13 protein-coding genes are annotated in these 12,795 nt (G+C 70.8%); 7 read left to right on the top strand and 6 right to left on the bottom strand.

The window, feature by feature from the left end; all coding sequences use genetic code 11:
* The first annotated feature begins 38 nt into the window (after positions 1-38).
* Positions 39-617 (top strand): methyltransferase family protein, encoded by a 579-nt coding sequence (locus ACFVT2_RS23580; protein WP_390021048.1) that lies wholly within the window; start codon positions 39-41, stop codon positions 615-617.
* Positions 618-743: 126 nt separating this feature from the next.
* Here ACFVT2_RS23580 and ACFVT2_RS23575 read toward each other — a convergent pair whose 3' ends face one another.
* Positions 744-1,232 carry a MarR family winged helix-turn-helix transcriptional regulator gene (locus ACFVT2_RS23575; protein WP_390021045.1) on the bottom strand — a complete coding sequence of 163 codons (489 nt, stop codon included), beginning with the start codon at positions 1,230-1,232 and terminating at the stop codon, positions 744-746.
* A gap of 120 nt (positions 1,233-1,352) precedes the next feature.
* Here ACFVT2_RS23575 and lgt point away from each other — a divergent pair, with 120 nt between their 5' ends.
* The gene (gene lgt, locus ACFVT2_RS23570) at positions 1,353-2,258 is read left to right on the top strand and encodes a prolipoprotein diacylglyceryl transferase (RefSeq protein ID WP_390021042.1); all 906 of its coding nucleotides are present in this window, start codon (positions 1,353-1,355) and stop codon (positions 2,256-2,258) included.
* Positions 2,259-2,479: 221 nt separating this feature from the next.
* Here lgt and ACFVT2_RS23565 read toward each other — a convergent pair whose 3' ends face one another.
* Positions 2,480-3,088 carry an ArsR/SmtB family transcription factor gene (locus ACFVT2_RS23565; RefSeq protein WP_390021039.1) on the bottom strand — a complete coding sequence of 203 codons (609 nt, stop codon included), beginning with the start codon at positions 3,086-3,088 and terminating at the stop codon, positions 2,480-2,482.
* Between the two features lie 138 nt (positions 3,089-3,226).
* Between ACFVT2_RS23565 and def the strand changes: the two genes are divergently transcribed.
* The 3 genes from def to ACFVT2_RS23550 all read left to right on the top strand — a co-directional run bounded on the left by def (position 3,227) and on the right by ACFVT2_RS23550 (position 6,109).
* A complete protein-coding gene (gene def / locus ACFVT2_RS23560; protein ID WP_390021165.1) occupies positions 3,227-3,859 on the top strand; it encodes a peptide deformylase in 633 nt (210 codons plus the stop codon).
* 270 nt (positions 3,860-4,129) lie between these two features.
* A complete protein-coding gene (locus tag ACFVT2_RS23555; protein ID WP_390021036.1) occupies positions 4,130-5,005 on the top strand; it encodes an NAD(P)H-binding protein in 876 nt (291 codons plus the stop codon).
* Positions 5,006-5,455: 450 nt separating this feature from the next.
* Positions 5,456-6,109: a DUF4360 domain-containing protein gene (locus tag ACFVT2_RS23550; RefSeq protein ID WP_390021033.1), complete on the top strand. Its 654-nt coding sequence runs from the start codon at positions 5,456-5,458 to the stop codon at positions 6,107-6,109.
* 116 nt (positions 6,110-6,225) lie between these two features.
* Here the strand turns inward: ACFVT2_RS23550 and ACFVT2_RS23545 are convergent, their stop codons facing one another.
* Positions 6,226-7,446 (bottom strand): M20 family metallopeptidase, encoded by a 1,221-nt coding sequence (locus ACFVT2_RS23545; RefSeq protein ID WP_390021030.1) that lies wholly within the window; start codon positions 7,444-7,446, stop codon positions 6,226-6,228.
* Between the two features lie 123 nt (positions 7,447-7,569).
* Here ACFVT2_RS23545 and ACFVT2_RS23540 point away from each other — a divergent pair, with 123 nt between their 5' ends.
* Positions 7,570-8,640, top strand: coding sequence for an Lrp/AsnC family transcriptional regulator (locus ACFVT2_RS23540; protein ID WP_390021163.1), 1,071 nt, complete (start codon positions 7,570-7,572; stop codon positions 8,638-8,640).
* A gap of 33 nt (positions 8,641-8,673) precedes the next feature.
* Here the strand turns inward: ACFVT2_RS23540 and ACFVT2_RS23535 are convergent, their stop codons facing one another.
* The gene (locus ACFVT2_RS23535; protein WP_390021027.1) at positions 8,674-9,309 is read right to left on the bottom strand and encodes a TetR family transcriptional regulator; all 636 of its coding nucleotides are present in this window, start codon (positions 9,307-9,309) and stop codon (positions 8,674-8,676) included.
* Between the two features lie 31 nt (positions 9,310-9,340).
* On the opposite strand from ACFVT2_RS23535, the gene ACFVT2_RS23530 reads away from it, so the two are divergent.
* Positions 9,341-10,279 (top strand): Gfo/Idh/MocA family oxidoreductase, encoded by a 939-nt coding sequence (locus ACFVT2_RS23530; protein ID WP_390021024.1) that lies wholly within the window; start codon positions 9,341-9,343, stop codon positions 10,277-10,279.
* Here the strand turns inward: ACFVT2_RS23530 and ACFVT2_RS23525 are convergent.
* Positions 10,243-11,004 (bottom strand): DeoR/GlpR family DNA-binding transcription regulator, encoded by a 762-nt coding sequence (locus ACFVT2_RS23525; protein ID WP_390021021.1) that lies wholly within the window; start codon positions 11,002-11,004, stop codon positions 10,243-10,245. The two genes, ACFVT2_RS23530 and ACFVT2_RS23525, sit on opposite strands and share 37 nt — an antisense overlap.
* Before the next feature lie 709 nt (positions 11,005-11,713).
* Positions 11,714-12,295, bottom strand: a complete 582-nt coding sequence (locus ACFVT2_RS23520; protein ID WP_390021161.1) for a PAS domain-containing protein — start codon at positions 12,293-12,295, stop codon at positions 11,714-11,716.
* Positions 12,296-12,795: the final 500 nt, after the last annotated feature.

The raw sequence follows: 12,795 nt of genomic DNA, 5'->3' as shown, positions 1-12,795 counted from the left end.
CGGGGTACGGGGTCCGGGAACGGCCAGGAGGTGCTGTGATGCAGCACGCCGTGAACACCGCGCTCGCCGTCACCGTGTGGGTCTGGGCGGCGGCCGAGATCCTGCTCCAGGTGCGGCAGCGGACCCGTAGCGAGCGGACCGAGCGGACCGAGTGGCTCAGCCTCCTGATCTTCCCGGTGCTGATCGGTGGCGGGATCGCGCTGGCGGCGCCCATCCGGCACGCGGTGCCCGCCCTGTCGTACTCCACGCAGTTGCCGGCCGTGCGGATGGCGGTACTGGTCGTGGCATGGGCCGGGATAGCGCTCCGGCTGTGGGCCATCGTCACGCTGGGCCGCTTCTTCCGCGGCACGGTGCACATCCAGCACGGGCACCGGGTCGTCACCTCGGGGCCGTACCGGTACGTGCGGCACCCGGCCTACACCGGCATCCTGCTCGCCGGGACGGACCTCGCACTGCTCCTGGACAACGCGGCGTCCTGGCTGGCGTTCACGGTCTGCTGTCTGATCGCAGTGGGCTATCGGATACACGTCGAGGAGCGGATGCTGCTCGACGCCCTGGGCGAGGAGTACCGGGCGTACGCGGCCCGGACCCGCAGGCTCGTACCGGGCGTGTGGTGAACCCCGGGCACTGTCAGCCTCGGGAACCGGAACCGGAACCGGCCTTGCCGCGCTCGCTCAACGCCCTCCGCCACGCTTCGCACGTCAGCCTTCGCACGTCACCCTTCGGACACCATCCCCCGAACGTCACCCTTCGGAGTCCTCCAGGAACTCCGCGACGCGGAAGAGGGCGGGCAGTGCGGCCCGGACGGCCGCGCGGTCGGCCTCGTCCAACGACTCCAGGGCGGCGTCCAACCGGTTCTCGTGGGCGCGTGTCCAGGCGGCGAGCTGGCTCCGGCCCGCGCTGGTCAGGGTCACGACGGAGGCGCGGCGGTCCGCGGGGTCGACGGCGCGGGCGATCAACCCGGCATTGATCATCTGCCCGACGAGGCCGCTGACCGTACTGGCGGCCAGCCGTTGGCGGGCTGCCAGATCCCCGATCCGGGCGGGCGAGTGCTCGGCGAGCACCTGGAGGAGTTCGACCTGGGCCATGGGCAGCGTCTCCCACGGGTAATCGGTGCGGATCGATGCGCGCAGGGCGCGCCGCAGGCGCGTGACGGCCTCGGTCAGCAGACGGGAATCCGTGGCGTTCCCCGTCCGGTGCGCGGGGAGACGGGAGCGGGACTGCGGGGGCATGCAGGCACTTTACCCACGCTGCCCACGGGCCATCCTGGGAGAAATTTCGGTGTCCGATGTAATCTCGGGCCCGTCCCTCCCGGCAGACGGCCGGGTCCGCCCGTGAGAACGGTCGACCGTATGAACCTGGCGTATCTGCCGAGCCCCTCGCAGGGGGTCTGGCACCTGGGCCCCGTGCCCATCCGCGCGTATGCACTGTGCATCATCCTCGGCATCTTCGTGGCGGTGTGGCTGTCACAGCGCCGGTGGGCGGCGCGGGGCCGGGATCCGCAGGAGATCGCCGACATCGCGATGTGGGCGGTGCCGTTCGGTCTGCTGGGTGGCCGGCTCTACCACGTGATCACCGATCCGGAGCTGTACTTCGCACCGGGCAAGCGCCCCATCGAGGCGCTCTACGTCTGGAACGGCGGGCTCGGCATCCCCGGCGCGGTCGCCCTCGGTGCGTTCGGTGCCTGGCTCGGTTGCCGTCGGCGCGGCATCAAACTGGCCGACTTCGCCGACGCGGTCGCGCCCGGCCTGGTCCTGGCCCAGGGAATCGGCCGCTGGGGCAACTACTTCAACCAGGAGCTCTACGGCGCCCCCACCAACCTGCCGTGGAAGCTGCTGATCGACCCCGCCCACCGGCCCCCGGACAGCCCCGCCGTCGCCTTCTACCACCCCACGTTCCTCTACGAATCCCTGTGGGACGTCGGCGTCATGGCCCTGCTGCTCTGGCTCGACCGCCGCTACCGGCTCCCGCGCGGCCGACTGTTCGCCACCTACGTCCTGGCGTACGCGGCGGGCCGCGTCTGGATCGAAGCCCTGCGCATCGACCACGCCAACCACTTCCTGGGCCTGCGCCTGAACGACTGGGTCTCGGTGGCCCTGATCGTCTCGTCGTTGGTCTACCTCGTCGCCACCCGGCGCCGGTCCGCCGAGCAGGAGCAGGAGCAGGAAACGGAGTCGAAGTCGGAGTCGGAACAGGGCGACGACGCGACTCCCCATGACGGGACCGCCGAGGATCTGCGGAACGCGCAGCAGCAGTAACCGCCGCCCCCTCCACCGCCCGGGAACGGAACACCCGCACCGCAGCGCGCGACAGCTGGCACCGGCCCCGGGACGTGAGTACCGGGGCCGCCCTACATGGGGCCGTGCAGTTCCCGCACGGCCGGTACGACGCGACATCGGCGCCCTGCTCGACAACGGACTCCGAGCACGGCAGTTGAGGGCCGCCGGACCGCACGGCGGCCCTCAACTCCCCACCGTCCTCATCTGCCCCGCTCTCCTCGGTCCCGGTCCGTGTCGTCGTCCGCCGGACCGGAAGCCGGATGGGGAAGCAGGGGGAAGAGTCGGGTGATGAGCGCTACCGGACGGGCGTCCGCGGGGCGGGCCAAGGGGCGTTGTTCGCGGTCGTTGTAGGGGGCGAGTGCCTTGCGGATCGCGGCGGCGACCCGGCTCATCTCCTCGGGAGTCAGATAGGCGACCGCGCTGAAGGCTTCGTCGTGGCGCCATCCGGACGGTGCCTGGTCCCGCAGTTCGAGCCAGCGCTGCCAACTCTCGTCCTCCAGCCCGCGGGCCAGGTCACCGAAGTCGTCCGCGGACGGGCCGGCCGCGCGAGTCGACTGTCGCAGACGCCACGGGCGAGCGCGGCCACCGCTGTGCGGGGCTTCTTCGATGTGGCCGTGGCGGGCCAACTGCCGCAGATGGAACGAGCAGAGCCCGGAGCTGTAGCCCAGGCGAGCGGCGGCTTCGGTGGCCGTGACGGTGCCGACTTCGGCGAGCAGGGCCAGCAGGGCCGTCCGGACCTCGTGCGCGGGCAGTTCCTCACCGGTCCGTGTGGGTTGGCCGGGCTGGGGGTTGAGGTCTTCTTCAGTCACTTTGCAAAGTCTGCTACTTTGCAAAGCACCAGGCAAGTCCTGTTACCGGGACGGGCCGAGCAGCCGTCACATCCGGCGCGCTCGGGACGAGATGAGGGGGAGACTGCGGTGCCGCGTCACAACGATCGACCGGATCCCATGGACCGGCGGGTCCGGGTCCAGGGCGAACCGGTCGAGTCCTATCCAGCTCTGCCACCGGAGGCCGAACGGGGTTCGGTGCGCCGGATCACGGTGGTGGGCGAGGAGGTGCTGAGCCGTCCGTGCCGCGCGGTGACCGAGTTCGGGACCCCCGAGCTGTCCGCGCTGATCGACGACATGTTCCTGACCATGCACATCGCCGAAGGCGCCGGTCTCGCCGCGAACCAGGTCGACGTCGACCTCCGGTTGTTCGTGTACGACTGCCCGGACGACCACGGGATCAGGCATGTCGGCCACCTCGTCAACCCGGTTCTCGACCTCCCCGATCCGGGGCGGCGCCGACTCCTCGACGACTCCGAAGGGTGCCTGTCCGTACCCGGTGCGGCCATGGAGGTCCCCCGTACCGATCGAGCCGTCGCCCGCGGATTCGACAAGGACGGAAATCCCCTGGTCATCGAGGGGACGGGCTACTTCGCCCGGTGTTTGCAGCACGAGACCGACCACCTCATCGGTCACACCTATCTCGACCGGCTCGCCAAGCGGGACCGCAAGGACGCACTGCGGCAGATGGCGGACCGCCGCGAGGACGTCTTCGCCCAACGTGCCCGCAGGGCGGCGAATCTGAGTCAGTGAGCCTGGGCCGGCGCTCTCCAGGCAGAGCCTCAGCCGGTGTACCCCGGTCGGTGAATCCAGTCGGTCAACCCGGTCGGTGAGCCGCACGGCGATCGGCGCACTCCCCCGCAGCAGGATGACGGTCGTCGTCATCGACCACATCCCGTCTGACGGTTTTCGTCGTCGACGGCGCCGGAGCTGTTGCGCCCCGGCGCGCGGCGCGGAGGGTGATGTCGCGCCCGGCGTGCCGGAGGGACCGGCGGTGCGGTGGCGCGGGATTCGAGGTCTTCGATGGGTGCAGTGCGCAGGGTTCTCGTCACCGGTGCGACGGGAAACGTGGGGCGGCAGGTGACGACGCAACTCGTGGCGGCGGGTGGGGTTGAGGTCCGGGCGCTGACCCGTTGCCCGGAGACGGCCGGGCTGCCGCGGGGCGTGGAGGTGGTCCGGGGCGATCTGTCCGATGCGGACGGTCTGGACGCGGCGCTGGAGGGGGTGGACGCGGTCTTTCTGATGTGGCCGTTCCACGGCTGTGCACCGGCCGCCCCGGTCGTGGCGGCCCTCGGCCGGCACGCCCGCCGCGTGGCGTTCCTCTCGTCCGTTTCAGTGCAGGACGGCGTCGAGCCCGAGGCGCAGCCAGGTCCGGTGGGTCAGTGGCACCGAGCCGTCGAGCAGCGGATCGAACGGTCCGGACTGGAGTGGACCCACCTTCGGCCCAGTACGTTCGCCGCCAACACGCTGTGGTGGGCCGACCAGATCCGGGCCGGCGACACGGTGCGGGGAGCGTACGGCGCGCTGTCGATGGTCCTGCTGCACGAGGCGGACATCGCGGCCGTTGCCGTACGGGCGCTGACCGAGGACGGTCACGCCGAGGCCGTGTACACGTTGACCGGGCCGGCGGCCCTCACCCAGATCGAGCAGGTGCGCGTCATCGGCGACGTGCTGGGCCGACCGATCCGCTGGGAGGAGCTGTCCCGGGACGCCGCGCGCCGCCAACTCCTCGCCGACGACGGCTTCCCCGACTCGTTCGTGGACCCGCTGCTCGACGGCTACGCGGAGATGCTGGCGGCGCCGCGCCCCGCGGTCACCGGCACCGTCGCAGCCGTCACGGGGGCACCGGCGCGCACGTACCGGGATTGGGTGGCCGACCACGCCGCGGACTTCGGCTGAGCCGACCGGGCGGCCGGTGGCCACAGGCGCAATCCGGCACGATAGCCGGGCGACGCTGCGGGCCTCCTTCAGCACGGCGGAGGACCTCGCCCCCGGCGAGCGCACCGGCCGCTTCCGACTCGGCGGGGACCACCCGTCCTGGATGCCGTCGGGTGCGGCCGCATCTCGGTGGAGGACGCCGCCGCGACCCTGATCGACGAGGCGGAACTGCCGCGTTTCGTGCAGCGCCGCTTCCTCATCAGCTACTGACGGCCCCACCCACAACCCCTTGGGGCGGGGGCTCAAGATCCCCTCGGGATCGGGGCTCAGGCGTCCGAATCAAGGCGTAGGTTCACCCCAATCCTGGGGAGCAGAGCTGTTCAAGCCGAGATTCCCGTGCTGGCATGCGCTCGTCATCCCACTCCTGGTGTGCCCGCGCCGCGGGTCCAGGACGACCGGAAGGAAGAGCCCATGCTCAGCACGCTCAGTGCTGGTACCGCAGTGGCAGCCTTGCTCCTCGGATCGGCATCCCCCACCACGCCAGCGCGGTTCGGCGACGACCCGCCCACCGGAAAGATCACCATCACCGTCGCCACGGTCAACGGATCGGGGTGCAGACCCGGCAGCGCCGCCGTGGCCGTGGCCCCCGACAACACCGCGTTCACCGTCACCTACAGCGAATACCTCGCCCAGGTGGGCGGCAGCAGCAAACCGACCGACGCCCGCAAGAACTGTCAGATCGCCCTCAACGTGCACGTCCCGCAGGGCTTCACCTACGCCGTCGCGCGGGCCGACTACCGCGGTTACGCCTCGCTGTCCCCCGGCGCCAAGGGCCTGGAGCAGGCGAACTACTACTTCCAGGGCCAGCCGGAGACGGCCCGCAAGAGCCACACGTTCGCGGGACCCTACGACACCAACTGGCAGACCTCGGACGAGACCGACGTCGACCAACTCGTCTACGCGCCCTGCGGCGAGGAACGCTACTTCAACATCAACACCGAAATGCGGGTGGACGGCACGTCGGCGGACCCCAAGACCACCAGTTTCATGGCCATGGACTCCACCGACGGCAGCATCAACACCCTGTACCAGTTCGCCTGGAAGCAGTGCCCCGCGCGCAAGTAGGCGTGAGCAGACGTAGATAGGCGCAGGTAGTCGGCAGCAGTCGGCCCGGAGATCGGCCCGGGGCCCGTACGCCCATGCGTACGGGCCCCGTCAGGTCCTACCGGCCCGCCCACCGTTCACGCCGTCGTCGCGTGCTCGACCTCCGCCGTGGCGGCCAGGCGGCGTTCCGCGAGTTCGGTCAGGAGCGCCGCCTGCCGGTGGAGCACCCGGTCGTCGAAGACGGCGCGCGGCGAGTGGTTCATCGGGGCGTGCTGCCAGTCACTTCCCTCCGGGGCGGCGCCCACCAGCAGCATCGCTCCGGGGACGTGCTGCAGGACGTACGCGAAGTCCTCGGAACCGTTGGTGGGTTTCGGGGACTCCCACACCTCCTGCGGCGGGAACAGGTCACGGGCGGTGGCCAGGGCGAAGGCGGTCTCGTCCGCGTTGTTGACGGTGACCGGATAGTGCCTGGCGTAGTCGGCCTCCGCGTCCAGGCCGTGCGCGGCCGCGATCGAGCGCACCAAACGGGGCAGTCCCACGGCGAGTTGTTCCCGGGCGCGCTCCGAATAGCTGCGCACGGTGGCCCGGAACTCGGCGGTGTCGGGGATGACGTTGGCCTGGGTGCCGGCGTGGAAGGTGCCGACCGTGACGACGACCGGGTCGAAGATGTCGAAGGTGCGGGTCACCCAGCTCTGCAGCGCGGTGACCATCTCGCAGGCCACCGGGACGGGGTCCTTGGCCATGGCCGGCGTCGAGCCGTGACCGCCCTTGCCCCGCACCGTCACCGTCAGCAGGTCGGAGGCGGAGGTGATGGTGCCGGAGCGGGTGATGACCACACCCCCGGGCACCTGGTTGGCCGCCACGTGCAGCGCGTACGCCGCGTCGAGCGGTTTGCCCGCCGCGTCCAGGACGCCTTCCTCGATCATCGCGCCGGCGCCGTTGTGCCCCTCCTCGCCCGGTTGGAACATGAACACCACGTCGCCGTGCAGGCGTTCCCGCTGTTCGGCCAACAGCCGGGCCGCGCCGACCAGTCCGGCGGTGTGCAGATCGTGTCCGCAGGCGTGCATCCGGCCGGGGATCTCGGAGGCGTAGGCGACACCGCTGTCCTCGGTGACCGGCAGGGCGTCCATGTCGCCCCGCAGCAGTACCGCACCGCCGGGCTTGCCGCCCCGGAGGACGGCGGTCACCGAAGTGAGTCCCGTGCCGAGGGTGATCTCCAACGGCAGCCCGTCGAGCGCCGCGAGCACCTTCTCCTGCGTGCGCGGCAGCGCCAGGCCCAACTCCGGCTCCCTGTGCAGCGACCGGCGCAGCCGCTCCAGCTCGGGCTGCAGTTCCTTGGCGCGTTCCACTGCCGACATGCCGAATCCCACTCCTGTTGCTCGGGGGTTGCCTGGTACGGTCCGCCCGTACCCGACTCCAGGCTGAAGGTTGAGCCGACCGGCGGCCCGGATTCGCCGGAAAAACGCAAGGAGGCTTTCTTGGTGCAGGATTCCGGGCCACCACCCCGGTCCCTGGATCATGTGGATCAGGCCCTGGTGCACGCCCTGCAGATCGCCCCGCGGGCCAGTTGGACCCGGATCGGTGCCGCTCTCGGTCTGGACGCGGTGACGGTCGCCAGGCGCTGGCACCGGCTGACCGGGGCCGGCGCCGCCTGGATCAGTTGTCACCCGGCCCCGGTGCTGGCCGCGTCGGGCCAGGGGTGCCTGGCCTTCGTCGAGATCGACTGCGCACCCGGTCGGCTGCGCGAGGTCGCCCGGGCGCTGGCCGCCGCACCGCACGTCGCGGCACTCACCCACGTCACCGGGGACCACGACCTACAGCTGAACGTCATGGCCCGGGACCCGGCCGCGCTGTCCCGCTGGATGACGCACGACCTCGCCGCGTTGGACGGCATCCTGGCCGTCCGTACGCATCTGGCGGGTCCGGTCCACACCGAGGGCAGCCGGTGGCGTCTGCGGGCCCTGGACCGGAGTCAGGTCGCCCGGCTCGCCGCCGTCGCGCCCCGTCGCCGTCCGGACACCCCGGCGTTCACCCTCGACGACCTGGACCAACGTCTGGTCACCGCGTTGTCCGTGGACGGCCGGGCCACCTACCGGGCGCTGGCCGAGCAGTGCGGTGCCGGTCCCGACACCGTGCGCCGCCACGTCGGCCGGCTCTTCGCCGCGGACATGCTGCACGCCCGGTGCGAACTCGCCCGCCCGCTGTCGGAGTGGCCGGTCACGGTGAGCCTGTGGGGTCATGTCCCGGCCGCCCGGCTGCGCGAGGTGACCCGTCGGGTCATCGGTATGCGCGAGGTCCGCCTGTGCGCCAGCGTCATCAGCCGCCACAACCTGCACCTCGTCGCCTGGGTGCGCTCCCTCGACGACGCCCAGCGCTTCGAGGTCCGCCTCGCCGAACGGGCGCCGGACCTGACCGTCACCGAACGCGCGGTCGCCCTCTGGTCCATGAAGCACGGCGGCCAGCTCCTCGACGAGGAGGGCTACCGGGTCGGGGCGACACCGCTCGCGCTCTGGGAGAAGCCCACGGGCCAGGCACCCGCGGAGCGCGGCTGACGCACCGCCGGGCCCGGTCCACGAGGCGTCCCGTCAGGCCGGCGGTGTGCCTGGCAGTGGGCTCGGCCGGGGTGCGCGGAGCCCGTCGAGGACGATGTGGAGGTTGCGCTCCCATTGCTGCCCGCCGGCTTGGAGGCCGATGGTCCGCCCGCCGGTCGCGGCGGCGGCGAACAGGAAGGGGACGTCCTGCCAGGCGATGTCGGTGCGCATGGCGCCCGCTGACTGGGCGCGCTCCACGAGACGGCGGACGCGCTCCCGCAGGTCCTCCAGGCGTTGGGCGAGCAGATCCTCGCAGGCGCCGCCGAGCGCCTCGCTGATGCCGCAACTCTCGGCCCTGAGACGCACATAGGCCACGGCGAAGGCGCAGAGGCCGTGCCAGGGGTCCGGGTCGTCCGCCGCGCGATCGGCCACGTCCGCGATCTCGTCGAGGACTTCGAGGAGCACGCTTTCCAGGAGCGCCTCCAGGGAGGGTATGCGCCGGTAGAAGGTGCCGACGCCCACGCCTGCGCGGCGGGCGATCTCGTGGGCGGAGAACCCGACGCCGACTTCGGCGACCGCGGCACGGGCGGCCACCACCAGGCGCTCGACGTTGCGCCGCGCGTCGGCGCGCGGGCGGCGTCCCGAGGCGTCGGCAAGCAGGCGATCGACGGTGGTGCGCGGCTGATCCATGGAACGCATCCTAACGATAAGCGGACCAGACTTGTCCGGTTCACTGGAGTCCTTAACCGGACAACACTGTCCGCTTGGGAGGGGAGTTCCGGCGCAGGAAGCGGACGTCCTCGCCGGCGCGGCCCGCGGGGCGGGTGTCCGCCACGCGATCGGACTGCAGGCGCGGTACGCCCCGGCGCTTCCCTACGCCCGCGAACTGGTCGCCAACGGCCGGCTGGGACGGGTGACTTCGCCCACCGTCCACGCCGCCCGCGGCAAAGGGGTCGGTACGCGGATCCCCGACTGGGCGGCGTACACCCTCGACCGCGACAACGGCGCAGGCACGCTTGAGGTCGCGGGCGGGCACACCCTCGATGCGCTGCAGTACGTACGGGGCGACATCCGTGAGCTCTCGGCGAGCTTGTCCGTACAGCGTCCCGTCTACACCACCGTCGAGTCCGGCGCCCCGGTCGAGCCGACGAGCCCCGATCACCTGCTGCTCAACGCCACCCTCACCAGCGGCGCCGTCGTCTCCGCCCACATCCACGACGCCAAGGTCAGGGACGCCCGGACCCGCCTGGAGATCTCCGGCACCGAAGGTGACCTCGCCGTCGTGAGCGGCCCGGCGGGCATTCAGATCGGCACCCTACGACTGAGGGGAACGGGCGCTCCGGGCGGCACCTGTCAGGAGTTGCCCGTCCCCGACCGGCACCGTCGGTCCGCCGTCATCGCCGTGGACGCGGAGGGCTTCAACGTGGCCCAGGCGTATGCCCACTTGGCCCACGACCTCCGGACCGGCTCGCACACCGTCCCGGACTTCGACGCGGGGCTGCGCCTGCACCGTCTGCTCGACACGATCCGGCACTCCGCGGACACCGGGACCCGCCAGTTCCTCGGCACGTCGGTGGGGAGTACGGGCCCGGTGGACGGTGCGGGTCGGAGCGGAAGCGGGAATCAGACCCGGATGACCTTGGGGCCCAAGAGCTGGTAGCGGTGGGCTTCGGCGACCGGGAGGCCGGTGCCCGTGACGATCGCTTCCAGGTCGCTCACGTCGCCGAACCGGCAGAAGCTCGCGGGGCCGAACGTGGTGTGCACCCCGGCGAAGACCCGGCGGCGGGCGGCTCGGACGGCCTGCGCCTTGACTTGGCCGACCGCCGGGTCGGGGGTGGTCAGGCCGTAGGTGCGCGAGATGCCGTGGGCGTCGAGGTAGGCCAGGTCGATGACGAAGTCGGACAGCATGCGGACGGCCCAGTGGTCGCCGGTGGCCATCGCGTTCTGGCGGACCCGGCCGCCCAAGAGCAGTACGTCGATCTGCGCGCTCGTCGCCAAGGCGCTGACCACGGCGAGCGAGGGGGTGACGATCGTCAGCGGTCGGTCGCGCGGTAGGGCCTCGGCGATGAGTTGTGGGGTGAAGCCCTCGTCGATGAAGACGGTTTCGGCGCCGTTGAGGAGTTCGGCCGCCGCGGCGGCGATCCGGGTCTTCTCCGGCGCCCACTGCATCGCCCGCGTGGCGAGGGCGGTCTCGAAGGCCGCCCCCGCCACGGGGTGCACACCGCCGTGCCGGCGTCGCACCAGCCCGTGGTCCTCCAGGACGTTCAGGTCCCGGCGGACCGTCTCCCGGCTGACGGCGAACTCCTCGGCGAGCCGGACGACATCGACGGATCCGGTACTCCGGACCCGTTCCAGCATGCCCCGGCGGCGGTCCTCAGCGTCCACGGTTCTCCTCCTGCGCTACCGGTCCGGCGCAGCGCCGTCCGGCTTGGATGGGGTGATTCAAACAAGCCTCGGCCGCGGTGACCAGGCCCCGCTGCCGGGGCGGTCGGCTGCGGCCACGGGCCGGCGGCGGGGCCCGTCGGTGTACGGACCGTCGGCGTACGGACCGGCCGTTGCTGAAAACGGTCACCAGATACACAGCCTGTGGGCCGGTGTGGACGACTGGCCACGCGTTCCGCTTGACCATGTCACCACACATGTGTGGACCGGGTGTCTTCGGTCGGTCACCCTTCTGCGACAAGGGCCGTGGCGGCAGAAGGGAAAGCAGGCGAGTCGTGTTATGCGAGGTGCCGGAGAATACGCACAGAGAAGAACTCGGCCAGGAAGAGCGGGGGTTACCGTGGGTATTTCTCCGGCCGCTCACAGCAACGTGCGGGGCGCGCCGCAAAGAGCCCCAGGTACGGCGCCCGTGGGCCACGAAAACGGTCAGCAGAAACGATGCGACGGTCAGCCCCGTGGGGCTGTGCCCGAAGTGGCCGGGACTGAGCGCATGCATATTGCGGGTTCGTAACGCGGGAATGGATAAACGCATACCGGGGAACGAAGCGCCCGTGTCGCCGAACGCCGCCTCGCGGGAGGCGGGCGCCGGCGACACGGGCGGGCGGGGTGGCGGTCGGATGGTGGCCGGGGTGCGGGCGTCGGCCCGCCGGAGTCACTTGATGAAGTCGTCCACGACCTTCGGGGGCCAAGCGCCGACGTTCAGGATGCCCATGGAGTAGGCCCGGGAGACCAGCGCGGCGCGGTTGGGCACCCGCAACTTCCGCAGCAACCCGGTGACGTGGTACTCCACGCCCTGACGGCTGAGGTAGAGCCGTGCGGCGAGCGGGATGGTGGACAGCCCGGCCGCGATGCCTTCGAGGATCCGTGCGTCGATCTCGGTCAGGAACTTCTTCTGGCTGGTCACGACACCCGCGTCGGCCGCCCCGGTGCCCTCGGACGAGTCCATGAGCACCAGGATCGCGGCGACGTCCGGGGTTTCACCGGTGACCACGGAAGCGGTGAGGGTGCCGGCGAAGGCCGAGTCCTGGGCACCCACGGCGACCACGTGCGAGGCGAAGCGGTGCCGCTTTCCCTCGATCAGTCGGGAGAACTGGCGCATCAGCGGTTGTTGCACGCTCGGGTGCATCAGATCGCGGAAGCTGCGGCCGTAGACGTCGCCGGCGGAGTTGCCGAAGCGGCGGTGGAACTCCTGATTGGCGTGCTTGATGGTGAGGTCGCGGTCGAGCGACGCCATCAGCCCGGGGCTGCCGGGCTCCCCCGCCGGTGCGGTCTGAGCGGATATCACCCCGCCGATCGTACGGTGATGCGAGTCAGTGAGGTGAGCGATAGTCACGAGACCGCCATCCTTTCGGATAACCCCCGTCATTGTGAGAACTCCCAGGAACGGAATCAGGAATTCGATCGAAGTTCGCCGCGAATCGCGTCGCGGAGTTTCGATTTTCCTTGAAACGGAGCGTAGTTAGCGGCTGCTCGGCACGTCAACGCGACACATCTCCGCACCCCTAAATCCGTGGTCCGTACTTGACAAGGTTCGGTCCGCAAGGACGGGGCTACGGTGGGCCAAAAGCCGCACACCGGACAAGGTTGCTTCCGGGAAAGTGACTGCCCTTGCTTCCGTTTGAGGTTTCCTTGAGGTTTCTGTCATGCCCGTACGGGCGTCAAGACAGCTCGACACACGGGCGGCGAGCGGAATGCGGGGAGTCACGAGGTATACGACTGCGTCCGGAACGGCCG

Source organism: Streptomyces sp. NPDC058000 (genome assembly GCF_042886435.1).
Classification (GTDB): domain Bacteria; phylum Actinomycetota; class Actinomycetes; order Streptomycetales; family Streptomycetaceae; genus Streptomyces.
Note: the sequence above shows the minus strand (reverse complement) of the source record. Positions and strands in the feature narration are given on the sequence as shown.

Excerpts from the sequence above, each read along its gene's own strand:
- ACFVT2_RS23580 (WP_390021048.1), top strand. The coding sequence starts at position 39 with ATGCAGCACGCCGTGAACACCGCGCTCGCCGTCACCGTGTGGGTCTGG.
- ACFVT2_RS23575 (WP_390021045.1), bottom strand. The coding sequence starts at position 1,232 with ATGCCCCCGCAGTCCCGCTCCCGTCTCCCCGCGCACCGGACGGGGAAC.
- lgt (WP_390021042.1), top strand. The coding sequence starts at position 1,353 with ATGAACCTGGCGTATCTGCCGAGCCCCTCGCAGGGGGTCTGGCACCTG.
- def (WP_390021165.1), top strand. The coding sequence starts at position 3,227 with ATGGACCGGCGGGTCCGGGTCCAGGGCGAACCGGTCGAGTCCTATCCA.
- ACFVT2_RS23555 (WP_390021036.1), top strand. The coding sequence starts at position 4,130 with ATGGGTGCAGTGCGCAGGGTTCTCGTCACCGGTGCGACGGGAAACGTG.
- ACFVT2_RS23550 (WP_390021033.1), top strand. The coding sequence starts at position 5,456 with ATGCTCAGCACGCTCAGTGCTGGTACCGCAGTGGCAGCCTTGCTCCTC.
- ACFVT2_RS23545 (WP_390021030.1), bottom strand. The coding sequence starts at position 7,446 with ATGTCGGCAGTGGAACGCGCCAAGGAACTGCAGCCCGAGCTGGAGCGG.
- ACFVT2_RS23535 (WP_390021027.1), bottom strand. The coding sequence starts at position 9,309 with ATGGATCAGCCGCGCACCACCGTCGATCGCCTGCTTGCCGACGCCTCG.
- ACFVT2_RS23520 (WP_390021161.1), bottom strand. The coding sequence starts at position 12,295 with ATGGCGTCGCTCGACCGCGACCTCACCATCAAGCACGCCAATCAGGAG.